Source organism: Streptomyces sp. NPDC060049, assembly GCF_042736715.1.
Classification (GTDB): Bacteria; Actinomycetota; Actinomycetes; order Streptomycetales; family Streptomycetaceae; genus Streptomyces.
Genome location: NZ_JBHWVV010000019.1, coordinates 15,228 through 38,461, shown reverse-complemented (window position 1 = coordinate 38,461; position 23,234 = coordinate 15,228). Strand labels below are relative to the sequence as shown.

Genomic DNA, 23,234 nt, shown 5'->3' with positions numbered 1-23,234 from the left:
ACGGCGTGCCGGTCGGTTCGCGGTGGGGGTATCCGCACTCCCCTCGCGCTCGGTGACGGCCGGATTGCATCGCTGTGGAGTGGTGCCCCGGACGGAAATGCGCTATGGGTGGCATCGCGCGTGATCGCGGGCGCGCCTCCAGGGGCCGCCGGCCGTGCGGACTCATCCGTGCGAGGCCCCTGACCCTGCCCCACACTGGTACCGGGCACCCCCACCGCTGGTGCCGTTCGGATCCCGGCGCACGGGAGGCGCAGCATGCTCGTCAGTCACCACTTCACCGAAGACACCCTGCACGTGAAGATCCTGCACGAGCTGGACGTCACCAACCGAGCCGCGGCCGCCTTGCAGATCGAGTCGCTCGTCCACGCGCACCGCCCTTCCCGGGTCGCGATCGAGCTGCCGGCCCGCGCCCCGTCCCCCATGACCCTCAGTGCGCTGGCCCGCGCCTCCCGGATGTGCCAGAGCCTCGGCATCCCCCTCACCGCGACCGCACCCGGCGAACAGGCACCGCTGCCGCTCCTCGGCCACGATGCCGCAACGGCCCGGCCCCAGTGGCTGGAACACGGCGCGCGGCACAACCACTGACGTCTCCCGAACAGCCCGGCCGTCCCGGTCGGGCACGGGTCCGGGCCGCACCCCGCACAGGGGTCGCCACCTGACGCGCACGCTGTCCCACGCGGCCGTCTTGCCTGGAATCGCGCGGTTTACGGCTGGCAAGTACTCGCCATGGCGGGGACTTGCCGCCCTGCGGCCTTCACACCGTTGCCGCTGGTCGATAGACCCATGGCATGTCCTCCTCCACTCAGTCTTCCGCCTCGCGGCGCAGGCGCCGGCAGCTGGTCTCGGCCGCCGCCGCGGTGCCGCTGCTGGCGTCGGCGCTCGCGGTTCTCCACGTGCCCGCACAAGCCGCTCCGGCCAAACCGCCCGTTCCCGCCGGGTCCTCGGCGACCCACAAGGTCACCCTGGTCACCGGCGACGTCGTCACGGTCACCACCATGGCCGACGGCAAGCAGACCGCCGACGTCGACCGGCCGGACAACGCCGTCGGCGGCGTGAAGGTCCAGCAGATCAAGGGGGACCTGTTCGTCGTCCCGGACGAAGTCGTGCCGCTGCTGGGCACGGACAGGCTCGACCGGCGGCTGTTCAACGTCACCGACCTGATCGAGATGGGTTACGACGACGCGAAGTCGGCCGCGGTCCCGCTGATCGCGACCTACGCCCGGTCGAGGTCCGGTGCGGCCGTCGAGCCGACGACCCCCCGGGGCAGCAAGCTGACCCGCAAGCTGGGGAGCATCGGCGGTGCCGTGCTCAGCACCGAGAAGCGGGAGGCCCGCAGCTTCTGGAACTCCGTCGCGCCGCAGGGCAGCGCCACACTGGGCGCCGGCGTGGCGAAGCTGTGGCTCGACGGCCGGGTGAAGGCCAGCCTGAAGGAGAGCGTGCCGTTGATCGGCGCGCCCGAGGCGTGGGCGGCCGGCTACACCGGCAAGGGTGTCAAGGTCGCGGTGCTCGACACCGGCATCGATGTCAACCACCCCGACTTCGCCGGCCTGATCGACGGCACGGCCAGCTTCGTGCCGGGTGAGGCCGTCACCGACGTCAACGGGCACGGCACGCACGTGGCCGGCACGATCGTCGGCTCGGGCGCCGCCTCGGGAGGCGACAACAAGGGCGTCGCTCCCGGCGCCGACCTCTACGTCGGCAAGGTGCTCGGCGGGGCGGAGGGCTACGGCCAGGACTCCTGGATCATGGCCGGCATGCAGTGGGCCGCCGAGACCGGTGCGGACGTCGTCAACATGAGCCTCGGCGACTCCTACCCGTCGGACGGCACCGACCCGATGTCGCAGACGGTCGACGCGCTGTCCGCGCAGTACGGCACGCTGTTCGTCATAGCCGCCGGCAACTCGGGACCGCAGACCATCTCCGCCCCGGGCGCGGCCGCCTCGGCGCTGACCGTGGCCGCCACGGACAAGGAGGACCGGCTCGCGAGCTTCTCCAGCACCGGCCCGCTGACCCGCACCGGCGGCATGAAGCCGGACATCGCGGCGCCCGGCGTCGACATCACCGCGGCCCGCTCGTCGCAGATGACCGGCGGTGGCGAGGGTGCCTACCGCACCATCAGCGGCACTTCGATGGCCACCCCGCACGTGGTCGGCGCGGCGGCGATCCTCGCCCAGCAGCACCCGGACTGGACCGGCGCGCAGCTCAAGGAACACCTGATGAGCACCGCGAAGGGCCTGGACGGCGGGTACTCGCCCTACGAGGTCGGTGCCGGCCGTCTCGACGTGGCCGCCGCCGTGCGCACCACGGTCCGCGGCACCGGATCGCTGTTCTTCGGCAACTACACCTGGCCGCACGAGCCGAGCGACGTCGCCGTCACCAAGGACCTGACCTTCACCAACACCGGATCCGCCGCCGTCACGCTGAACCTGGCGCTGACCGGTGGCGGCCCGTTCACCCTGGGAGCCACCACGGTGAGCGTCCCGGCGGGCGGCGCCGCCGCCGTCCCGGTGACCGGTGACCCGCGGTCCGTTCCGGCGGGCCGGCACGTCGGCTACGTGACGGCCACCGACGCGGCCACCGGGCAGCCGGTGACCCGCACGTCCGTGGCGCTCCTCGAGGAGGAGGAGCGCTACGACCTGAACATCGAGCTGGTCGGCCGCAACGGCAAGCCGGCCGCCGGCTGGGTCGGAGTCAACCTCGCCGGCGACGTCTGGCCGTGGACGGTGTACGTCGAGGGATCGACCACCATGCGCATGGCGCCCGGCACGTACACCGTCGCGGGGTACCTCGACGTGGCCGGCGAGCAGGCGGACCGCTCGGGCATGGCCGTCCTGGTCGACCCGGAGACCGTACTGAAGGACCGCTCCGCCGAGGTCGTGCTGGACGCGAGCAAGGCGCACCTGTTGCAGACCGAGGCGCCGGAGCGCACCGAGGACCGTCAGCGCAAGGTCGACTTCAACGTCCACTACGAGGGCCTCGACCCGTACCTGGACTACCGCAGCGCGTACGTGCTGCCGCCGACGTACGACGACGTCTACGTCGCACCGACGGAGGCGATGAAGCAGGGCGAGTTCATGCTGATCACCCGTTGGCGCAAGGGTGAGCCGCAGCTCGGACTCAGCACGCCGGGCGATCGGCTCCGGCTCGACGCGCTGGTCCAGGCGGGCAGCGCCCTGGGCACGGCCACGGACAGGCTGGACGTCGTCTACGCGGGCAACGGCTCGCCTGCCGCGTACAAGAAGGTCAAGGCCAAGGGCAGGGTGGTCGTCGTCGACCGCAGCGACGAGGTCTCGCCGCAGGAGCGCGCCGAGGCCGCGGTCGCGGCCGGTGCGAAGGCGCTGATCGTGGTCCACGACGGTGTCGGTCGCCTGATGGAGTACGTCGGCGAGTCGGCCATCCCGGTCGCCACCGTGCACCGCGACGCGGGCAAGGCCCTCGTCTCCATGGCGAAGGCAGGCGTCCACAAGCTGACGGTCAAGCAGGTCGAGCACACGCCGTTCGTCTACGACCTGACCCGGGACTACCCCGGCCAGGTGCCGGACCGGGCTCTGGTCTACAAGCCGGCCAAGGGCGACCTCGCCCGGATCGACGCCCGCTACCACTCCGCCGCGGGCGGCCGGCTGGCGGAGGGCTACCGCTCCGACTTCACCCTCAGCCCGTCGTTCAACCTCCCCGAGGTCGAGCGGCACCCGGGCACCCGCACGGAGTGGGTGACTCCGGGCCAGGTCTGGAGGGAGTTCCACACGCAGGGCGTCGACACGGCCCTGCCGTGGTCGATGGTCTCGGGCGACAACACGTACGCCAAGGGCAGCACGACCCGGCTGGACTGGTTCGCCCCGGCGACCCGGCCCGCCCAGAGCGAGTCCTTCGGGGTCTACAACTCCCGCTGGCAGAACTACATGACCTGGAATGTGCAGGCGTGGGCCTCCGCCAGCGACGTCATGCGGCTGGGCGGCTACCTGCCCTGGGGTGAGACCCCGTCCCACCTGCAGGTGTTCCAGGGCGACACGCTGATCCACGACAACCCGGTCAGCGGGGACATGCAGTGGCACGAGGTGCCGGCGGGCAACCTGCCCTACCGGGCGGTCCTCGACGCCGAGCGGCCCGGCGACCTCTTCCGGCTGTCGACGCGCACCCACACCGAGTGGACCTTCATGTCGGACACCGTCGACTCGGACTCCTTCGAGCCGTTCTCGGTGCTGAACCTGGACTACGAGCTGGAGTCGGACCTGCACGGCGACGTCAAGGCCGGTGCGCGGCAGCAGATCGCCCTCAAGCCGGTGTCCATGAACCTCGACACCGTGCCGGGCACCGCCACCGCGGTGACGCTGGACGTCTCGTACGACGACGGCGCCACCTGGCAGAAGGTGACCCTGGCCAAGGGCGCCGGCGGCTCCTGGACGGGCTCGTTCACGACGGCCAAGAAGCCGGGCGGCTTCGTCTCCCTGCGCGCGAGCGCCGGGACGGACAGCGGCTTCGGCGTCAAGAACGAGATCATCCGGGCGTACGGCCTGCGATGAACCCCAGCGTCGGGCCCCGGGGAGGCGACTCCCCGGGGCACTTCCCGTCAGACCTGCTCCCAGCAGGCACTATTCAAAATCTGCCACCATGGCGCATACTCTCCCCGCTGCGGCAAGCGAAAGAGAGTCGGTCGCCGATGCTGGATGTTCTGGGCCTCGAACCCGATGACGAACGTGTCTACCGGGCGCTGCTCGGACGACCCGACTCCACCGCGGCCCTGCTCGCGGACCTGCTCGACCAGCCGCCGGTCGCTGTTGCCACGGCACTGTCCCGCCTGGTCGGGTGGGGGCTCGTGACCAGGTCGGCGGACGAACGGTTCACCGCCGCGCCGCCCGCCATGGCCCTCGGCGCTCTCATCAGCGAGCGCCGGGACGGTTTGCGCCTGGCCGAGCAGGCACTGGTGACCTTCGCCGAGGAACACCGGGCGGCGATGACCGGGAACAGCATCAGCGATCTGATCGAGGTCGTCACGGGTGTCGACGCCATCCGCCACCGCTTCCTCCAGGTGCAGCAGGCGGCCCGCACGCAGGTCCGGAGCTTCATCACCGCGCCGTTCGTCGCCCTTCCGCCCGACGAGAACACGGCCGAACCCGTGGCCCTCGGCCGCGGGGTCCGATTCCGGGCGGTACTGGACCGGGCCGTGCTCGCAGAGCCGGGCATCATCGACGATGCGGTCAACGCCCTGCGCAACGGCGTGCACCTGCGGGTCGCCGACCAGCTCCCGATGAAACTCGTGCTGGCCGACGCCGACCTCGGCCTCGTCCCGCTCGCGGTCACGCCGGACGGAGAGCCCGGCGCCGTGCTCCTGCACCGCAGCGGCCTGTTGGACGCGCTGGACGCGCTGTTCGAGACGGTATGGCGAACCGCCCATCCGTTCGAGCTGTCGGACACCGGCGGAGAGGCCGAATCCACCGTCGAGCTCGGGGCGCAGGGTCCGACCGACCTCGACCGCAGGATCCTCGCGCTCCTCCTGGCCGGCCTGACCGACCTGACGGCCGCGGCACAACTCGGTCTGTCACCGCGGACCCTGCACCGACGCCTGCGCCACCTCATGGACGTGGCCGGAGTCCGGACCCGGATGCAGCTCGGAGGTCACGCCGTCCGGCACGGCTGGGTGGGGCCGCTCTGACTGGTCCCGCGCTGTTCACCCGTACGTCGGCGAGCGGCCCGGGCCGCCACCGACCGGCTGATCGCCGCCGGGGGGCCGCGCCCGTACAGTTCTTGGACGCTACACATGTCGCGCGGGCAGCTCCCGCGCCCGGATGAGGGGCTCTCCAGCGCTGTGGCAACGATCAATGACGTGGCACGGGCCGCCGGGGTGTCGGCCGCGACCGTCTCCCGGGTCTTCAACGGCGGGCGGGTCACCGCCGAGCTCGCCGAACGCGTCCTGCGGTCCGCGGCCGAACTGCGTTTCGCGCCGAACCGGGTGGCCCGGGCCCTGCGGATGCAGCGGTCCAGCGTGATCAGCCTGATCATCCCGGACATCACCGACCCCTACTTCTCCTCACTGGCGCGTGGCGTCGAGGACGCCGCCCAGCAGAAGAACCATTCGGTCGTCCTCTGCAACAGCGACGAGGACCTCGACAAGGAGCGACGCTACCTCGACACCGCCCAGGCCGAGCAGATGGCCGGCGTGATCATCGCGGTCGCCTCTCGCAGCCGCACCGACCTGTCGCCGTTCACCGGGATGCCCGTGGTCGCGGTCGACCGGCGGCCACTGGGGGCAGCCGTCGACGCCGTCGTGATCGACAACCAGCACGGTGGTGAGCAGGCCACCGCACACCTGCTGCGCGGCGGCTACCGCCGCATAGCGTGCGTCACGGGTCCGGAAGGCACCTCCACCGCGGAGGAACGGCTCACCGGATACCGCGTCGCCATGGGTGAGCACTTGCGCGAACTGGGCCGGGATCACGCGCAGTCGAGGGAGCTCATCCGGTACGCCGATCTCGGGCCGGAGGGCGGCCGGGACGCGATGGACGACCTGCTGGCGCTCGAGGAGCCGCCGGACGCGGTGTTCGTGACGAACGACCTCATGGCGGTCGGCGTCCTCGAGGCGCTGCGAGCCGCGGACCGGGAGCCGCCGAGGACCGGTGTGCTGACCTTCGGCGACGCGCCCCGGGGCACCCTGGCCGGACCGTCACTGTCCACGGTCCGGCCACCGTCGTACGACGCGGGCCGGACCGCCGTCGGTCTTCTGCTGGACCGTATCTCCGACAAGGACGGGCCCCGTCAGACGGTGGTCCTGCAGACGACCCTCCACGTCCGTTCGAGTTCGAAGCGGCCGTCGCCCCGTCCGTGACCGCCGGCCCGTTCGTTCGCGGCCTCCTCAGTTGGAAGCTGGAAGGTGCTCTCGCGCTAGAAGGTGGTCTCGCCGGGCAGTCCGAAGTAGTCGTGCCACTTCTGGCCGCCGCCGAACGACGAGCCGTTCGACAGCCCCACGTAGACGTCCGCGGAGGCGGTGTGGGTGAACGTCACGATGTCGTCCCTGCCGTCACCGTTGTAGTCGCCCACGTACGGGTACTCGCCGGAGAGGGCGAAGAAGTCATTGGCCTTGCCCCCGCCCGTGAAGTTCGAACCGTCGGAGAACGCCACGTACACATCGGCGTTGCCGCCCTGCGTGAACGTGATGATGTCGTCCCTGCCGTCACCGTTCACGTCCCCCACCCGGGGCTGTTCCGTCCCCGGTGCGAAGAAGTCGTGCACCTTCCTCGACGGAGCGAACGACGAGCCCGTCGACAACGCCACGTACACGTCGGCGTTGCTGCCCTGCGTGAACGTGATGATGTCGTCCTTGCCGTCGCCGTTGACGTCCCCGACCGCCGGGAACTCCCCCGCCGGAGCGAAGAAGTCGTGCCACTTCTGGCCGCCTCCGAACGAGGAGCCGTTCGACAACCCCACGTAGACGTCGGCCGTCGCGTTGTGGGTGAAGGTGACGATGTCGTCCTTGCCGTCACCGTTGAAGTCCCCTGTCGCCGGCACCTCGCCGTTCAGCGCGAAGAAGTCGTTCCACTTCCGGCCCCCGCCGAACGAGGAGCCGTTGGACAGCCCCACGTACACATCGTTGTTGGGGCCGTGGGTGAAGGTGACGATGTCGTCCTTGCGGTCACCGTTGAAATCCCCGCTCAGCGGCGTCTCCCCGGTCAGCCCGAAGTAGTCGTTCCACTTGACCGACGTGCCGGAGAAGGCCGAACCCGTCGCCGTCGCCACGTACACGTCCGCCAACGGCCCGTGGGTGAAGGTCACCACATCGTCCTTGCCGTCGCCGTTGAAGTCCGCCGGCGAGCCACCGAGCATCGATCGGCCGCCACCGTTGACCAGCTGCATGTAGTAGTTCCAGTTCCAGTTGGGCCCCGGGTCGGTGTGATCGTTGCCGGGCACCTCGCTGTGGCCGACGATGTACGCCCGGGTCTTGGGAATGCCGTAGCGGTTCGCCAGATGGCGGGTGAGATCGGCTGAGGACCGGTACATGGCGTCGGTGAACCACGAGGGGTTGTCGACGTAGCCCTCGTGTTCGATGCCCACCGCGTACGCGTTGGCGGACCGCGCGTGGTACGCGGTGTCGCCGTCGCGGACCATCTGGGTCACCTCGCCGTCGGAGGAGCGGACCACGTAGTGGGCGCTCACTCCTGCGGAGGGGTTCTGGAACCAGTTGACGGTGCCGGCGTACGAACCCTGGGTGACGTGTACGACCACCTTGGTGATGGCGGACGACCGGCCCGCGGAGTAGTTCCCCGCATGGGCGGAAATCCAGCGCGCGGGCGGGTAGTCGGCGCTGAGGGCGCCCGCCTCCCGCTGAGTGGCGCCGTCGCCCGTGGAGTCGTCGAGGGAGCGGACGTCGGCGTAGCGGCCCCGCTCCGGTGCCACCGGCCGGCGCTCCACGCCGACGGGCTCGCCCGCGTCCGTTCTCGCCAGGACGCCCTGGGCCAGGATCTCGTACACCGTGTCGGCGTAGAGCTTGGCCGTCCGATCATCCCGGGCACCGCTGTACCGCGCGACGACCGGGTACCACGTGTCGATGTCCCGGCGGTCCTCGGAACCGAGCCGCAGCTCGTCGGCGTAGTGACGCAGGACCGCGGCCCCGCCACGGATGTTCGCCGCGGTGTCGGTGCGCAGTGCGCCGGCCGGTTCGCCGGTGAGCTCGGCGGCGAGCTCCAGGGTGGCGCGCTCAGGGTTGCTGACCAGGTGCATCACACCGTAGCCACCCGCGTGGCTGGGCTCGCCGCCGTGGTCGTCGAGGTGGGTCTCCGCGTACGCGACGGCCGCGAGCAGATCCCGGGGGACCTGGTAGGCGGAAGTCGCCTGGGCGAGTGCCCGGTTGAGCGTGCCGCTTCCGAGCGGCACGGGATCAGCCGCTGCGGCGCCGGCGGGCAGAGCGGTGAGCGTGAGCGCGGTGACGAGGGCGCCGCTGAAAGCGGCGAGGCGCATCCGTCTCCGTAGTCTTCCGATGCTGGACATCTCTTCTCCTGATCTGGTGAAACGGACCGTGCGAGCCAGGGGGCGCGAGGGTCGAGCGACCCGGGCCACCCGGATCCGGGCAGGGCGCGGCAGCCGTCGGCTGTCGGGAACCAGCAGGGGGCCGGGCGGTGTCACGGCCCCGCGGAACCGGGCGCGCTGACGTTCGCCGCGGTGTTCCGTGAGAGGCTGTAATCGATTTCAGGCGCAACGTACACAGCTGCCATGGACACGTCAACGTTCTGTGCAAGCTGGCCCGCGCAAGGGCCCATTGGCGACCATCGCCGTTGCTCAAGGGGTTGACGAGGGCCTCGTTGCAGGCGATGCTTCCCCGGCCGGCGCCCCTGGACGTCGAAGTCGTTGACGCACGTCCGGCGCCTGCCATGGCAGTCGTATGTGAAATCGATTTCTCCGGCGCGCGGAGACTTCACGCGACGGACGCGCCACCGGCGGGGCCAGAACCTCAGTCCCTCCCGGATCCGATGATCAGAGCCAGCCGTTGCGGCGGAAGGAGCGAGTAGATGTCCTCGGTGTGGTCGACGCGACAGGACGAGAAGACGCGGTCCTCCAACTGGTCGAGCGCGGCGCGCACCGTCTCGGCGGCCTCGCTGTAGGCGTCGACGACGACGTCCAGGACGGCGTGGACCACCGACAGGGGTCCGAAGCGCAGCACCGACGGGTCGGCTTCCAGTCGGCGGGCCGCCTCGGCTGCGGGATCCAGCTCGCCATGACGGACGGTGAGTACGTAGCGCGGCCCGACGAAGAGCATCAACTCGCCCGTCTCCACCGCCGCTTCCTCCTCGACGTACCAGAGGGTCTTCGGTGCGACGGCCAGCACGTCGCCGAAGCGCTCTCGCTTCGGCCGCTGGCGCGCCTGGACCGCGTCCTCGACCGCCAGGGGGTGCAGGCCCAGTTCCGCGGCCAATTGCACGATCTCCTCCTCGGCCGGGTCGACCAGACGCACCCAGCCGAATTCGCCGTCGCCCAGCCCTTGCAACCGTGTCCTGCGCACGGCGGTCGCGCCCTGCTTCACCGAGATCGGGCAGCCGGCAGCCATCGCCGCCATCCGCACCGTCCTGAACTTCTTCCTCACCCGGGAGATCGCGCTGGAGCGCGCCGAGATCGAGCGCGACCGACGCGAGCCCGCATCGGTGTGACGTGGGCCGCGCACGTGACGCCGGTACGTCCTGGGACCCTCACGGAACACGAAGGTGCCGGCCCGGTCCGCCCGCGGATAGCCTGCCTCGTCACGAATCGGCAAGAGAGGCCCTGCAGCATGACCAGCACATCGTTGTTCCCCGAGCGGATCGAGGTCTCGGGAGAAGGGCTCGTCCTGCGCGACTGGACGGAAGCGGACCTGGCCGCGATGCCGGAGCTCTTCGACCATCCCGATATCGCCTACTGGACCCCGATCGTCTCCCCGTTCGACGAGGCGGCCGCCCGCGTGCGCCTGGGCCGCGCAAGGCAGTTGCGCGCGGACGGCACGGCGATCCTGCTCGCCATCACCGTCGACGGCGACGCACCGCTCGGCGAGGTGATGCTGCGGCGTGCCCCCGAAGGGACCGAGATCGGCTACGCGGTCGGTCCGGCCCACCGCGGCCGGGGGCTGGCGGCGCGAGCGGTACGGGTGATGGCCGCCTACGCCTTCGACCGACTGGGGCCGGAGCAGGTGATCCTGGAGCTGGAGGCCGAGAACACCGCCAGCGTCGCGGTGGCCACGAAGGCGGGCTTCCGACTGCTCGACGTGCCGTTGATCACCGGTGAGGAGAAGGGACGACCCTACGAGCTGCAGACGTGGGGTCTCACCCGCTCCGGACCCGCCTCCGTCGGGAACACCGCCCGTTCGGACCGCCGCTGACGTCGGCTCGGCTCCGCCGTGATCGGCGGAGTCCCGGTGTGCCGGGGCCGTTTGGATCCGGATATCCCGATCAGACGAGGGGAGACGTTCCGGGTCCGCCATCGCCGGGGCGGTGATCGGCCGTACCGGGTGGCGAGAGGCGCAGCCCGCCGAGGGGTCGGGGCTCGCGGAGTGAGGAGGGGCGTATGACGGCATCGGGAGGGCGCCGGCGCGGTGGGGGCGAGGGCGCGGCGTCGGTGGGGCGTGACGTCGTACTGGCGGTGGGGCTGGTGGGGATCTGCCTGGGCGGATCGGCCGTGTTCGTCAGGACGGCAGCGGAGGCGGGCGGCGGAGGCGTACCGGTGATGCCGGTCGTCACGGTGGTCATCCTGGCCGCCGGGGTGGCGCTGGCGCGGTGGAGCGTGGCGCCGGGCCGACGCCGCTCCCGCACGCTCGGGCCGGGCACGCGCGGGCCGGGCGGCCCGACGGCGCCGGGTGCGCCGGGTGCGCCGCCACTCTGCGCTCCGCCGGCAGCCGGGGCGCAGGCGGCCGCACTGCCGGAGCTGAGCTCCGGCGCCCTGGACCACGCGGCGGTGGACGCCGACGGCTTCGAGCACACGGTCGCCGCTCTGTGCGCCCGCGACGGCTGCCCCCAGGTGGAAGTGGTCGGCGGAGCGGGCGACTTGGGCGCGGATGTGATCGCCACGACGGCGGAGGGCCTGCGCGTGGTCATCCAGTGCAAGCACTACGGCGAGGGCAACCGGGTCGGTTCGCAGGACCTCCAGCGCTTCGGCGGGACCTGTTTCGCCGTCCACGAGGCCGATGTGGCGGTCGTCGTGACCACCAGCGCCTTCACCGCTCCGGCCGCCGAGTACGCCACCACGTGCGGCATCGTCTGCGTCGACGGCGACGGTCTGGCCGCGTGGACGGAGTCGCGAACGCCGCCTCCCTGGGAAGCGGTTGCCTCGGCGCGCGCCGAGGCGGGGGCGGAAGGGGTGGCGCCTGCCGACGCTTAGGACGGGGCCACCCCCGCAGTTTCGCGGGGGAGTTCCGGGGCACACGACGTAGCGTCACGATGGACTACACCGGGAGGGCTCGTGTCCGGACTCTTCGCAAAGATCAAGCAGTTCAGCCGCAGTCCGCAGGGGCAGCGGACGATCGCTTCGGTGCGGCGTGCGGCGTCCGACCCGCGCAAGCGGGAACAGGCCCGCGGCATGCTCAGGCGCCTTCGAGGCAGGCGCTGACCTCGGCCAGGGCATTCGTTGGCCGGCGGCCTCGCCGTCGTCGCGAACGCCGCAGGCGGCTTCCGTACGATCCGACGCCTGGTCGGCCCCGCCCCGAACGGCGGGGCCGACCCCGGAGTTCATCGGTCAGGCAGTGCACCGGATCATGATCAGCGGCCGGTTCGCGGCGTAGTCCGCCCAGAACTCCTCGCCGTACTTCTCCACGCCGGCATCCGAGACGTCCAGCGGAACCCATTCGATCCCGGTGAAGCCGGCCGCCGTCAGCGTCTGCTCGTACGTCTCCTTCGACGGCGCGGTGGCCTCGAACGAGACCGGCGGATCCAGCAGGGCCGTGATCCGCGTCCCCCGGCCGATCTCGTTGTCCTTGCCCGTCGCCTCGCACAGGAACCCGTACGGGGCCAGCGACGGGCCGGAGAAGTCGAAGCCGGGGTTCTGCACGAACAGGTAGAACGCTCCGCCGGGAACGAGGCTGCGCCGGATGTTGCGCATCATCCGCCCGATCTCGGCGACATCGGCGGCGTAGTTGAACGCCTGCACGGCCACAGCGACGTCGAAGGGCTGATCGAAGGTCCGCAAGGTGGCCGTGTCCCCGACTTCGTACGCGATGCCGAGGGGCTCGGACTGCTCGCGGGCATCGGCCGCGTCGATCATCGCGGTGGAGATGTCGAACCCGAGAACACGGGACGCACCGCGGCGCTTGAGCTCGCGGCTGTAGAAGCCGGTACCGCAGGCGATGTCGAGTGCGGACTTGCCGGTGACGTCGCCGACCAGGGCGAGGAAGCCCGGTATTTCGGTGTACCGAATGATGGGCAGGGTCTTGAAGCCTTCGAACGCTTCACCGATGCCGTCGTACAACTGACCACTCATCGTGGTGTCCCCCCTCGATTTGTGGCGTCGGCTCTCAGAACGAGCCGCGGCCCTCGGCGGGAAGTCTCCCCCCTCATCCGAGGGACTTCGTACTGGTGGAAGGTACGAACATCCCCGGGGAACCGCCCAGATGAGTCCAAAGGCCCCGTCCTACCAGGCCGATCCCGCCGCCCCGAGGGCTTCGGCTCCCAGGGCACGGACCTCGGCCAGCAGCCGGGCGTTGGCGACGCCCTTGACGAGGTATCCCGCGACTCCGACCGCGGCCATCTCGGCGCGCGGGCCCTGGTCGCCGTAAGCGGAGAACGCCAGGATGCGGACACCGGGGACCGCCCGGAGGATCTGCTCGGCGGTGTACGGGCCGCCGCCGGGGAAGCGCACGTCGAGCACCACCACGTGCGGCAGGTGGGCGGTGGCGAGCCGGATCGCCTCGTCGGCGTCGGCCGCGCCGCCGGCCAGGGTGAGGTCGGGCTGGGCCCGGACGACCTCTGCCAGCGCCGCACGCAGCATGGTGTTGTCGTCACAGATCAGCACCCGCAGAGGCCCCTCGGGCGTGGCGGGCGGTGTCACGACGGCCCTTCGGGGGCAAGCAGGGAGTCGAAGCTCCTGACGGGTGGGCCGGACGGTCCGTTCGGCTCGCCGGACGGCAGGTCGGGCACCCAGAACTCCACCGTCGTGCCGGCGCCGGGCTCGCTACGCATCGTCCACCAGCCGCCGGCGGTCTCGGCCCTCTCCCGCATCTCCATCAGCCCGAAGTGCTCCTGCGGCCTGGGGGCGACCGCCGCGTGGCCGGTGCCGTCGTCGGCCACCCGCACCCGCAGGCCCCGGTACTCGATGGTGACGCTGACCCGTACGGTGCGCGCCCGGGCGTGTTTGCGCACGTTCAGCAGCGCCTCCTGCACGATGCGGAAGATGGTGATCGCGGTCTCGGGGGCCGGTTCCTTCTCCAGATCGTGTTCCAGGGTCGGCTCCAGACCCCAGCTCCCGGCCACCACGTCGTCGAGGTGCTGGGACAGGGCCTCGACCAAGCCGTGCCGGTCGATGCCGGGCGGCTGGAGCCGGAAGGTGAGGCTGCGCAGGCGGCTCACGGCCTCGCGCACCGATGCGTCGAGCAGGGAGAGTTCGCGCGCGTAGGGCTCATCGGCCTGGTCGGCGAGGAGCTGTAGCCGCATGCCGACGGCGACCATGGCCTGGATGGAGTCGTCGTGCACGTCCCAGGCGATGCGGCGGCGTTCCAGCTCCTGTGCCTGTACCAGGTGGGTGAACAGGCGGCGGCGTTCGGTGAGCGCCTGTTCGGCGGCGCGGCGCTCGGTCATGTCCCGCGTGACCTTGCCGAAGCCGCGCAGTTCGCCGGTCTCGTCGAAGAGCGGGGTGATGACCACGTTGGCCCAGAAGCGGGAGCCGTCCTTGCGGATGCGCCAGCCCTCGTCCTCCAGCCGGCCGTCGACGATGGCCGTTTCAAGCTCCATGTGGGGCTTGCGGGCGGCGATGTCCTCGGGCGGGTAGAAGACCGAGAAGTGTTTGCCGATGATGTCCGCGGCGCGGAAACCCTTGATGCGCTCCGCGCCGGCGTTCCAACTGGACACGTGGCCTTCGGGGTCGAGCATGAAGATGCCGTAGTCGAGGACGCTCGTGACCAGCAGGGTGAACGCCGTCTCCGTCGGAGCGAGGACGCCGCCTCGGCCGGCGGGGCTGTCGCCGGTCATGGCAGAAGGCCCTCACGGCGGGCCACGGCGACCGCCTCCAGCTGGGAGCGGGCGCCGAGCTTCTCCAGGACCCGCTGGATGTGGTTCCTGGCCGTGTTGAGGGCCACGCCGAGCCGCCGGCTGATCTCAACTGTGCCCAGGCCGTCGCCGAGCAGGCAGAGGGTCTCGCGCTCGCGCGGGGTGAGGGTGGTGCCCGAGCCGACGGTCCGTCCGGTGAGCCTGTCCAGCGCTCCGCTGAGCAGCCCCTTGCTGAAGGCCACTTCACCCGCCGCCACGAGGCGTACGCCGTCCTGGAGGTCGCCCAAATTGTCGACCTTGAGGATGAGTCCCGAGCCACCGGCCTCGGCGACGTGGGCGGCCACCGCGGGAGTCCCTTCGCCGGTCAGGACCAGCACCCGGGTGCCGGGTGCGGCGGCCTTGAGCGCGGTGATGGCGGCGATGCCGTCACCGTCGGGCAGGCGCCGGTCCAGCACCACGACGGCGGGGCGCAGCCTGGCCGCGTCGGCCAGCGCGTCCTTCACGGACAGGCTGCGGCCGACCACCTCCAGATCGGCGGTGCGGTCCAGGGCGAGACAGATCGCCTCGGCCACCATGTCGTGGTCCTCGACGAGCAGGATGGTGATGCGCTCCCCGGCGGCGCGCGGCACGGTGTCCGGCGGGGTCTGCGGTGTCGAAGGCATCACAGGGTCCTCGGTGGTAGACGCGGCACGGCGCCGGCGAAGAATTCGTCGACGCCGGCGAGGGCGAAGAGTCGGGCCACCTGCGGGCGGGCGCCCTCCACACGCAGCTCGGTGCCGATCCTAGCCGCTGTGGCTTTGGCCTCCACCAGCACGTTGAGCCCCGCGCAGTCGCAGAACCGCAGGCCCCTCAGGTCGAGCACGAGACGGTCGGGCCGCCGCGCGAAGCAGTCGGCGATGGCGGCACGCAACTGCGCGGCGCCGTCCAGATCCAGCGCGCCGACGAGCCGCAGACCGGCCTCGTTGGCGTCGAGTGCCGTGCCGGCCTGGAACACCGGGCCGGTCACGTTGCGTCTTCTCTCATGCGGCAGCCCTCGGCCTGAGTAATGGGCATCAGCCAAGAGTAGTGAATCTGCACTAGAAAGAAAGCCGTTCTCCTGACAGGTCGCCACCGCGTGGCCGGATCGGCGCGAAAGCGCACAACCTCCGGGGACGCGGACCCGTGAAGGTTTCGAACAGGCTGGGTACCCTGCTGTGGGGAAACCGCCGAGGGACAGGGTCCCGACGGCGCTACGGGCTCACAGGCAGCGGTGGAGCACGAGCACCCGAGCAGTGAGGCACTCAGTGGAAGGGACGTGGGGATGGAGCTCCCTTCGGCCATTGCGCACGACGCCCGTGGTGCGCGGGTGTGCGTGGACTTCGACGGCGCGCCCGGCTGCATCGCCGGTGCACGGGAAGCCGCCGTCGCCTTCCTCAGCCACCACGCCCCGCCCGCCCGCCGCACCTTTCACGATGACGTCCTGTTGGTCGTCTCCGAACTGGTGACCAACGCCGTCCGCCACGCTCCCGGGCCCCTCACCCTGGAACTCGGCCTCATTGCCGGCGGGATCGAGATCACCGTCGGGGACACGAGCTCACGCCCCCCGCGCTCCAGGACCCCCGACCGGACCGGCGGACGCGGGTGGACCATCGTCCAGACCCTCGCACACCGGGTACGCGTCGTCCCCGGTCACGACGGCAAGACCGTCCACGCGGAACTGGCCTGGTAGTCCCGGGCGCGGACCGGCGGCAGACGGCCGACGCCGGACCGGATGGACCGCCGGATCAGCACTGACGACCCGGCCTCGCTCCCTGTCTGTTTGAAAGCCGCCGACGTGACCATAAGAGGGCGTGTAAGTCCTTTTCCTATCGCACAGGGAGTGATCAGCTGTGTCGGGTGAGCAGAAGACCGAAGCCAAGGCCGAGCAGGCCAAGGGCAAGCTCAAGGAGGCCGCCGGCCGCCTGACGGGCGACGAGCGGATGACCGCCGAAGGCCGTGCGGAGCAGGCCAAGGGCGACGCCCGCGAGGCCAAGGAGAAGGTCAAGGACGCCTTCAAGCACTGACCCGCGGAAGGGGACGGGGCCGGCGCCGCTCATCGCGGTTCCGGCCCCGTCCCGCGTCTTTCCCCGGGCCGGCCGAACGGTCCGGAGGCCGTCAGCCGGCCGATCGTGCGCGGGCACGGGCGGCCCGCCGCTTGGCGCTCCGTCGTTCCTCCTCGCTCATGCCGCCGCACACACCGAGGTCTTGGCCTGCTTCGAGGGCCCACTGGAGGCAGTCCTCCATGACCGGGCAGCGGCGGCACACCGATTTGGCTTCCTCGACTTGGAGCAGGGCCGGGCCGCTGGATCCCACGGGGAAGAACAGATCGGGATCTTCCCACCGACAGGCAGCCTCGTGGCGCCAGTTCATCGTCATTCCTCCATCCATTTCGCCCGAATCCTTCCCCACCCTCCTGGCCTGTGTCGGCCGGTCTATGCGGCGGCCGGGCGGGCGTTTGCCGGCGCGGCCCCTTTCTGCCTGGGATCCGGGGCCGTCTGTTCAACACGCGCAGCCGGGGTAGGCGGGTCACATGTTCAACCATCGGAGGGTGCGTACAGCCGTCGTCCTGGCGATCAGCTGGGTGGCGATGACAGGTGTGGAGCGCGTGGCCGAGCACGTCCCCTGGCGGTCGGCTCCGCTCAGGGGACTGGTGTGGGCGGGCGTGGTCACCGGCGCTTGGTGGTTCTCCGAGTGGACGCAGCTTCGGCCTTCGCGGGCTCGCCCGGAGGAGGCCGCCACGGGCGATGAGCGGTCGCCGCACTGACCCGGCCCCGCACCGCGGCAGCGCCGCGGGACGGGACCGACCGCCTGATCTGTCGGGAATGAGGGGTTTGAAATGCGACGCCGGGGCATCCCAGAACGAGACTCAGCCTTTGCCAGCCAATGGAGGCAGCAGTGACCACCTACGTCATCACCGTGCCGGGCACGTTCCTGAGGGACGTCGACGACGCAGCCCGCTCCGGGCTGGCGAGGAGCCTGGCTTCACACCACACCGACTTGAGCGAGACCGAGGACGTTGAGCTGCTGACGGTCCACGAGGACGGCACCTTCTCCGTCCGGCTCGAAATCGAGGCCTCGGACAAGGCGACGGCCGAGGACGAGGCCGTCCGTCTGGCAGGGGGTGCGCTCCAGGAGCTGGGGTTCTCGGAGAAGGACGCGCCCCTGGGGCCCCCGGCCGTCACGGGGATCGAGGGTGACGTCTGAGACCGATCCGAGAGGGGGAGCCCTCGCCCTGAGCGCGGGCGGTGACCGCCCGCCGCGCCACCACTGCCGCCGCCGTTGCCGACCGGCACACGCGAAAGACGCTCGGCCGGGAGTCCCGGCCGAGCGTCTCAGTGCGTCTGCTGCCCGCTGGTGGCTTAGTACCAGTGGTTGTTCTGCCAGAAGTTCCAGGCGCCCACGGGGCTGCCGTAGCGCTCGTTCATGTAGTCCAGGCCCCACTTGATCTGGGTGGCCGGGTTGGTCTTCCAGTCCGAGCCGGCCGAGGACATCTTCGAGGCCGGCAGGGCCTGGACCAGGCCGTACGCGCCGGAGGAGGCGTTCGTGGCGGTGTAGTCCCAGCCGCTCTCGTGCGACACGATGTTGTTGAACGCCGCGAACTGCGCCGGGTCCTTGATCATCTGCTGGGCGATCGCCTTGGCGCTCGTCGGGGCGGCCTGCGCGGGAACCGCGGCCAGCATGGAACCGGCGACACCCAGGGCGACGACGGTGCCCGCGAGGGTCTTCTTGGAAGCGGCGATGCGGCGGATGACTGCGTTGGACACGGATTGACCTTCCGAAGGGGGCAGGGGCGGTCGCGGCATGCCGAAGACATGCGTGAGCCACTCACGCGGTGGAGAGGGGTTCGTCGGCGGAAGCGGGAGACCGGGGGTGAACCCGGGGGATCTCCGTCCGCCCTGCGACTCATCCAGTTCTACAGATCCCCCGGGGCGCTGACAACGCCCCCGTTTACTAGTGGCCCTCGCAGAAGCGGTCGGCGGCCCTGAGGAGGTTGGGGATTCTCGCAGGTGGTAGCCGGGTCCAGGGGCGCCGGGCCGTCCGGAAGCTACTAAGCCGGTTCGTATGTGACGCGCGCCCTATGGGGGGCGTCACCTTCCGAACGCCCGAATTTCACCGATTGTCACCATTTCATACCCTTCGGGAAGCGCGGCGGGATGCCGAAAACACCCGAGGATCGAAGGAGCACGGGGGTCCGAGGCCTCCCTTCCGCGGCCGATGACAGGTGGCCGAGGACAGAGGGGTCGACGATCGACGAAAGGGTGCCCCCGGGTCGCACGCGCCGGAGGCACCTTCGCGTTCGCCGCTACGGCGCGGTCACCGGCATGACGTAGCCGAGCAGGCCCTCCTTCACGTAAGGCCCCTCACAGTCGGCCCTGCCGGAGACGAAGTGATCGAAGACGGACGGTACGTAGCACCGGTAGAGGGGCACCGAGCCCGGCACTGGCTTGGTGTACGCGTATCCGACCGCGCCGAGGGGCTGCAGGCCCTCGCACCCCGGGTCGGGGGTCAGCAGCGAGTGGTCCGCCGCCTTGCACTCGTAGAGCCGGACCGTGCCGGGCGCGGGGTCCCGCAGCACCTTCCAGACCCCCTCGTGGGTGAACCCGGCGGGCAGCGGGCGCGAGGAGGCCAGGTGCCCGGCGTGGGGGCGGTAGCCGCGGACCAGCGGTGCGTAGGGGGTGGTGTGGCCGCGGGTGCCCGCCCAGGTGCGCAGGTAGCCCTCGGCGCCCTGCATGAGCTCGTCCACCACGTCCTGCCCGCCGGTGACCCGGATGTCCTCGATCCAGTCCGGTACGAGGCCGTAGTGGGTGCCGCCGCCGTCCGTGTTGACGTCCCAGACGCGCGATCCGGTGACCTGCCGGTCGAGGACCGAGGCGCCGTCGGGGCTGCGGAAGGGGTAGCGGACGGGGTTCCCGGTCGCGGCCCGGGGGCCGGGGAGCCAGGCGAAGCCGTTCATGTCGGTGCCGATCCCGTACCCGGCGCCGTACTTGGCGCGCAGGGCGGCGTGCCTGCGCGCCTCGGCGGTGAACGCGGGCGCCTCGTACATGTGGCCGGTGATGAAGCCGCCCAGGCGGTAGACGCGCTCGGTCCAGTTGTCGTCCATCCAGCCGTGGGTGGACAGGACACCGGAGTAGCGCTCGGCTTCGAGCACGCGCAGCGCCTGGTTCGCCGCCTTGACGCTCATGTGGTCGATTTCCAGCATCATGTTGCGCTTCGTCATGCCCAGCACCGCGTACTCGCCCAGCGCGGTCAGGCCGCGACGGTTGCACTGCGCCGCCTGCAAGCCGGCCCCGTACTGCGGTAGTTCGACCCCGTCGGGCAGGGAGGCCCGAATACGGGCCTGCGCCTGCGCGTCCGCCTGGGACGTACCGGCGTCCTCGGCGGGACCGGTGGCGCTCGCCGCCTCCTGCCCCTCGGCCGCGAAGCCGAAGCCGATCGGGTTGTCGTGCTCGGCGCCGGGGCAGGGCTCCGTGCTCCAGAAGGTGCCCGTCGACAGGAACTGGCCGACGTTGACGGCCATGCCCTGGGTGCCCGAGTCGAACCGGACCCCGCACAGGGCGTTGTCGAACTTGTGGCACAGGAACATGCTGCGCACGCCCAGGCGGTGCAGTTCGTCCAGGCCTCGGTCGATGTCGGCCATGGTGCAGCGGGCGGCGTCCAGCACCTGCTTGCAGCCGAACGGTTCGGAGGTCTCCACCCCGAGGACGACGGCGAGCTTGCCCTCCTGGATCACCTTGCGCGCCTGGTCGGGCTCGGTGACGACCCGGAACCAGCCCTTGCCCGCGCCTCCGTACATGGCGTCGACGTAGTCCTGGAGTTCGTACGTCTTCTGGATCTGGAGCCTGATCGCGGTCATCTCGTCGCAGCCGCGGTCCTTGAAGAAGTAGAGCGAGCAGATGACTCCGTTGGTGACCATGTCGTTCACCAGGATCCGCTGGCCGCCCCGCCAGGCCCGCTCCACCCAGGCGTAGTAGGTCTGCTGGTGCGTGGCGGAGTCGTGGGCCGGCCAGTCGTTGAACGTCGGCCAGCCGTTGGGGTCGTGCCGGCCGTCACCGCCCTTGGTGATCATGTCGAAGAGGGCGAGGACGCCGTTCGGGTAGTGCTCGGGGCAGTCCTTGAGGGCCTCCCCCACCCCCGCGGGAGAGAAGACCTTTCCGCAGACCAGCCGTCCTCCGAAGCCCTCGTCGGACATCAGGTGGACGTGCGCGTCGACGTAACCGCGCACCCGGCCCTGGGCGTCGGTACCGGTGACCGGCTCCCCCGTGACGTTGACCTGCGAGTCCGGGGCCGGGCGTGCCACCGGCTCCCACCACTGCGCGGCCGCCGTCGCGCCGGCGGCCGCGGGGCCCAGCACCATGGCGGCCAGCGCGAGGGCCAGGCCGATCAAGAGGTACCGGCTTCGTCCGAATGCTCTTCGTCGATTCATCCCCATCCCTTTCGCGATGCGTTCATGACAATTCGGAGAGGGTCTTCGGTCGCCGGCCCGTGCGGTGCGCGCCGGACTCAACCCGGTCGGTGCACCGCTCCCGCCTCATGGGCACGGACCAGGGCCAGGTACTCCGCCGCCATGCGGTGGCAGTCGCCCGGCCATCGCGCGGAGACGTAGTTGCCGTCCTTGACGGTGAATCCGCGTCCGGGCCGGGTCGCGGTGTCGCGGACGGGCAGCGGCGGGCCGGCGCGGAAGTGGCTCGGATCGGCGAGCGCCGCTGTGACCTCCTGCTGCACCGTGGTGCGGTACGTGCGGTAATAGCGCCCCAGCCAGAACCGGGTGAGGTTCCATCCGGTCAACTCCAACAGGGACGTCAAGGCCGTCGTCCGCCGGCCGTGGAGGACCGAGCGCCCGGTGGAGGGATCCTCGGCCCGGGCCGCGAGCAGCACGCCGTGGCAGACGGCCCCCACCGGCAGCCCCTGGATGAAGACCCGGGCGAACAGCTGCTGGGCGGTGGCGTCCTCGAGCAGCGTCCGCATGCCCGCGGCGTGGCCGCCGGGTACGAAGAGGCCCGTGATGTCGGCCGGTTCGACATCCGCGTACGAGGAGGGGGCGAGGAAGCGGGGGTCCTCGGTGAGGCGCCGGTAGGCGGCCAGCTCGGCTCGGCGGGTCATCAGCCAGGGCGACAGCCAGGAGAAGCCGAGGTCCGTGAGCCGGGGGTCGGCGTACGCGGCCTTCCCGCCCGGGGTCGCGAACCGTACTTCGAAGCCGGCGTCCCGCAGGGCGGCCCAGGGCACCGCGGCCTCGGTGGGGTCGTAGTCGCCCGCGGGGAGCAGGAAGAGAATCACGGCGTACTCCTCTGAGCGGTGGTGATCGGGACGGCGGCGCGAGCAACGCACTCCCCCGGCGCTCCGGTAGCCCCTGATCCCCTCGGGGTCCGAAGACCGCGGGGTCCGAAGGCCGACCTTAAGAGCGGCCCGCGGTCCCGTCATTCACTCCGGCGGCCAAGCCGTTGACTCTGCGGACCCGCCCCGGCGGAAGGCTCCGCAGACGGTGTTGACGGGGGTGGTGCGCCCGCATTGACTGGCGGCCGTGTCCATCATCGAGCCGCCCTCCGTCACCGCGTGCTACGCCCTCGCCGTCCTGAGCGCCACGGCGGAGGGCACCGGCGGGTCCGGTTCCTGGGCCCTGCCCACGGACCGGCTGGAGTTCGGCGAGATGCGCGCCCTGTGGGACGAGGTGCTCGGCGCCGTGGGCGCCGGCCCGCACACCGGGCTCCTCGTGGGCGACCGCATCAAGCCCGAAGGCCTGCACATCCTGGGGCACCTCGTCCTCACCTGCGCCAGCCTCGCGGACGCCGCGCAGGCGGCCGAGCGCTACCACCCCCTGGTGAGCCAGGCGGGCAGGGTGACCGTGCACCGCCGCGGCGGCGTCGGCCGGGTCTGCTACCGGCCGACCGTCGACCCCGCGGCCATGCACCCCCAGCAGGTGGAGGCGATCGTCAGCAGCATGGTGCGGGCGGGCCGCTGGATCGCCGGCGACGGCTGGGCGCCCCTGGCCGTGTCGTTCACCCACACCCGCAGGGGTCCGGCGGAGCCCTACGCCCACGTCCTCGGCTGCCCCGTGTCCTTCGGCGCCCCGGAGACCGCGATCACGGTCGCCGACGAGGACCTCGACCGGCGCCGCCCCCTCTACGACCCGGTGCTCCACGCCCTGCACCGGGCCTACGCCGACCGGCTCCTGCACCAGCTGTCCGCGGCCGTGACCGTCGCCGAGCGCGTGCGGCAGTGGCTGGAGCACGCCGCGCTCGAGGACGCGGGCCCCGAGGGCCCCGCCAAGGAGCTCAGCCTCAGTGTCCGGACCCTGCGCAGGGCCCTGCACGCGGAGGGCACGTCGTGGCGCGCGCTCCTCGACACCGCGCGCCACGGCCGGGCCAGGCGGCTGCTGGAGACCACGGCCCTGCCGCTGGACCGGATCGCCCCCGTCGTCGGCCTGAGCGGCGCGACGGCCCTGGTCCGCGCCTTCACCCGGTGGGAGGGCATGCCCCCCGGGGCGTACCGCAGCCGGCACCGGCCCGCACCTGCGGAACGCGGCGGGGCCGCCGGCGGGTGAGGATCCTCACCGGCGGGCGAGGCCCGTGCGGCCCC

The 23,234-nt window shown here is 71.3% G+C and carries 22 protein-coding genes and 2 pseudogenes; 12 read left to right on the top strand and 12 right to left on the bottom strand.

The features are described from left to right. Nucleotides 1-255 precede the first annotated feature (255 nt). From ACFWBY_RS29690 to ACFWBY_RS29675, 4 genes are all read left to right on the top strand, one after another. The gene (locus ACFWBY_RS29690; RefSeq protein ID WP_385340227.1) at nucleotides 256-585 is read left to right on the top strand and encodes a hypothetical protein; all 330 of its coding nucleotides are present in this window, start codon (nucleotides 256-258) and stop codon (nucleotides 583-585) included. A 203-nt stretch (nucleotides 586-788) separates the two neighbouring features. Next, nucleotides 789-4,520, top strand: coding sequence for a S8 family serine peptidase (locus tag ACFWBY_RS29685; protein ID WP_385340226.1), 3,732 nt, complete (start codon nucleotides 789-791; stop codon nucleotides 4,518-4,520). Nucleotides 4,521-4,657: 137 nt separating this feature from the next. Then, nucleotides 4,658-5,650 (top strand): transcriptional regulator TrmB, encoded by a 993-nt coding sequence (locus ACFWBY_RS29680; RefSeq protein WP_385340224.1) that lies wholly within the window; start codon nucleotides 4,658-4,660, stop codon nucleotides 5,648-5,650. A gap of 153 nt (nucleotides 5,651-5,803) precedes the next feature. Next, nucleotides 5,804-6,820, top strand: coding sequence for a LacI family DNA-binding transcriptional regulator (locus ACFWBY_RS29675; RefSeq protein ID WP_385340222.1), 1,017 nt, complete (start codon nucleotides 5,804-5,806; stop codon nucleotides 6,818-6,820). 56 nt (nucleotides 6,821-6,876) lie between these two features. On the opposite strand, the gene ACFWBY_RS29670 is transcribed toward ACFWBY_RS29675, so the two are convergent. From ACFWBY_RS29670 to ACFWBY_RS29660, 3 genes and pseudogenes are all read right to left on the bottom strand, one after another. Then, entirely contained in the window at nucleotides 6,877-7,815 is a 939-nt protein-coding gene (locus tag ACFWBY_RS29670) for an FG-GAP repeat domain-containing protein (protein ID WP_385340274.1), read from the bottom strand. Further along, a pseudogene (locus ACFWBY_RS29665) lies at nucleotides 7,792-8,976 on the bottom strand (N-acetylmuramoyl-L-alanine amidase); the annotation flags it as partial. The gene ACFWBY_RS29670 and the pseudogene ACFWBY_RS29665, both read right to left, overlap by 24 nt. A 460-nt stretch (nucleotides 8,977-9,436) precedes the next feature. Then, nucleotides 9,437-10,030, bottom strand: coding sequence for a CorA family divalent cation transporter (locus ACFWBY_RS29660; RefSeq protein ID WP_385340272.1), 594 nt, complete (start codon nucleotides 10,028-10,030; stop codon nucleotides 9,437-9,439). Here ACFWBY_RS29660 and ACFWBY_RS29655 point away from each other — a divergent pair. From ACFWBY_RS29655 to ACFWBY_RS29645, 3 genes and pseudogenes are all read left to right on the top strand, one after another. Continuing rightward, nucleotides 9,975-10,130, top strand: a pseudogene (locus ACFWBY_RS29655) (DUF1622 domain-containing protein); the annotation flags it as partial. The gene ACFWBY_RS29660 and the pseudogene ACFWBY_RS29655 overlap by 56 nt on opposite strands. A 119-nt stretch (nucleotides 10,131-10,249) precedes the next feature. After that, on the top strand, nucleotides 10,250-10,831 hold the full coding sequence (locus tag ACFWBY_RS29650; RefSeq protein ID WP_385340220.1) for a GNAT family N-acetyltransferase: 582 nt from the start codon (nucleotides 10,250-10,252) through the stop codon (nucleotides 10,829-10,831). 185 nt (nucleotides 10,832-11,016) lie between these two features. After that, nucleotides 11,017-11,826, top strand: coding sequence for a restriction endonuclease (locus ACFWBY_RS29645; protein ID WP_385340219.1), 810 nt, complete (start codon nucleotides 11,017-11,019; stop codon nucleotides 11,824-11,826). A 354-nt stretch (nucleotides 11,827-12,180) separates the two neighbouring features. Here the strand turns inward: ACFWBY_RS29645 and ACFWBY_RS29640 are convergent, their stop codons facing one another. The 5 genes from ACFWBY_RS29640 to ACFWBY_RS29620 all read right to left on the bottom strand — a co-directional run bounded on the left by ACFWBY_RS29640 (nucleotide 12,181) and on the right by ACFWBY_RS29620 (nucleotide 15,648). Beyond that, nucleotides 12,181-12,921, bottom strand: a complete 741-nt coding sequence (locus ACFWBY_RS29640) for a class I SAM-dependent methyltransferase (protein WP_385340217.1) — start codon at nucleotides 12,919-12,921, stop codon at nucleotides 12,181-12,183. Nucleotides 12,922-13,071: 150 nt separating this feature from the next. After that, nucleotides 13,072-13,452, bottom strand: coding sequence for a response regulator (locus ACFWBY_RS29635; protein WP_385340215.1), 381 nt, complete (start codon nucleotides 13,450-13,452; stop codon nucleotides 13,072-13,074). 32 nt (nucleotides 13,453-13,484) lie between these two features. Next, nucleotides 13,485-14,624, bottom strand: a complete 1,140-nt coding sequence (locus tag ACFWBY_RS29630; protein ID WP_385340213.1) for a PAS domain S-box protein — start codon at nucleotides 14,622-14,624, stop codon at nucleotides 13,485-13,487. Continuing rightward, a complete protein-coding gene (locus tag ACFWBY_RS29625) occupies nucleotides 14,621-15,304 on the bottom strand; it encodes a response regulator (protein ID WP_385340211.1) in 684 nt (227 codons plus the stop codon). Before ACFWBY_RS29625 ends, ACFWBY_RS29630 begins: the two co-directional genes overlap by 4 nt. Then, complete coding sequence (locus ACFWBY_RS29620; RefSeq protein WP_385340209.1) at nucleotides 15,304-15,648, bottom strand: STAS domain-containing protein; 345 nt, start codon at nucleotides 15,646-15,648, stop codon at nucleotides 15,304-15,306. Before ACFWBY_RS29620 ends, ACFWBY_RS29625 begins: the two co-directional genes overlap by 1 nt. A 294-nt stretch (nucleotides 15,649-15,942) precedes the next feature. Between ACFWBY_RS29620 and ACFWBY_RS29615 the strand changes: the two genes are divergently transcribed. Both ACFWBY_RS29615 and ACFWBY_RS29610 read left to right on the top strand, forming a co-directional pair. After that, entirely contained in the window at nucleotides 15,943-16,350 is a 408-nt protein-coding gene (locus tag ACFWBY_RS29615; RefSeq protein WP_385340207.1) for an ATP-binding protein, read from the top strand. Between the two features lie 160 nt (nucleotides 16,351-16,510). Next, on the top strand, nucleotides 16,511-16,684 hold the full coding sequence (locus ACFWBY_RS29610) for a CsbD family protein (RefSeq protein ID WP_385340205.1): 174 nt from the start codon (nucleotides 16,511-16,513) through the stop codon (nucleotides 16,682-16,684). Nucleotides 16,685-16,775: 91 nt separating this feature from the next. Here ACFWBY_RS29610 and ACFWBY_RS29605 read toward each other — a convergent pair whose 3' ends face one another. Continuing rightward, nucleotides 16,776-17,030: a WhiB family transcriptional regulator gene (locus ACFWBY_RS29605; protein WP_385340270.1), complete on the bottom strand. Its 255-nt coding sequence runs from the start codon at nucleotides 17,028-17,030 to the stop codon at nucleotides 16,776-16,778. Nucleotides 17,031-17,208: 178 nt separating this feature from the next. Between ACFWBY_RS29605 and ACFWBY_RS29600 the strand changes: the two genes are divergently transcribed. After that, the gene (locus ACFWBY_RS29600) at nucleotides 17,209-17,424 is read left to right on the top strand and encodes a hypothetical protein (RefSeq protein WP_385340203.1); all 216 of its coding nucleotides are present in this window, start codon (nucleotides 17,209-17,211) and stop codon (nucleotides 17,422-17,424) included. Between the two features lie 131 nt (nucleotides 17,425-17,555). Continuing rightward, on the top strand, nucleotides 17,556-17,864 hold the full coding sequence (locus tag ACFWBY_RS29595) for a hypothetical protein (RefSeq protein WP_385340201.1): 309 nt from the start codon (nucleotides 17,556-17,558) through the stop codon (nucleotides 17,862-17,864). 155 nt (nucleotides 17,865-18,019) lie between these two features. Here ACFWBY_RS29595 and ACFWBY_RS29590 read toward each other — a convergent pair whose 3' ends face one another. The 3 genes from ACFWBY_RS29590 to ACFWBY_RS29580 form a co-directional block, all read right to left on the bottom strand. Beyond that, on the bottom strand, nucleotides 18,020-18,424 hold the full coding sequence (locus ACFWBY_RS29590) for a transglycosylase SLT domain-containing protein (protein ID WP_385409683.1): 405 nt from the start codon (nucleotides 18,422-18,424) through the stop codon (nucleotides 18,020-18,022). A 539-nt stretch (nucleotides 18,425-18,963) separates the two neighbouring features. After that, nucleotides 18,964-21,015, bottom strand: a complete 2,052-nt coding sequence (locus tag ACFWBY_RS29585; RefSeq protein ID WP_385344794.1) for a hypothetical protein — start codon at nucleotides 21,013-21,015, stop codon at nucleotides 18,964-18,966. 146 nt (nucleotides 21,016-21,161) lie between these two features. Then, nucleotides 21,162-21,935 (bottom strand): type 1 glutamine amidotransferase domain-containing protein, encoded by a 774-nt coding sequence (locus ACFWBY_RS29580; protein ID WP_385344792.1) that lies wholly within the window; start codon nucleotides 21,933-21,935, stop codon nucleotides 21,162-21,164. A gap of 244 nt (nucleotides 21,936-22,179) precedes the next feature. Between ACFWBY_RS29580 and ACFWBY_RS29575 the strand changes: the two genes are divergently transcribed. Further along, nucleotides 22,180-23,199 (top strand): AraC family transcriptional regulator ligand-binding domain-containing protein, encoded by a 1,020-nt coding sequence (locus ACFWBY_RS29575; RefSeq protein WP_385344789.1) that lies wholly within the window; start codon nucleotides 22,180-22,182, stop codon nucleotides 23,197-23,199. The last annotated feature ends 35 nt before the right edge of the window (nucleotides 23,200-23,234 follow it).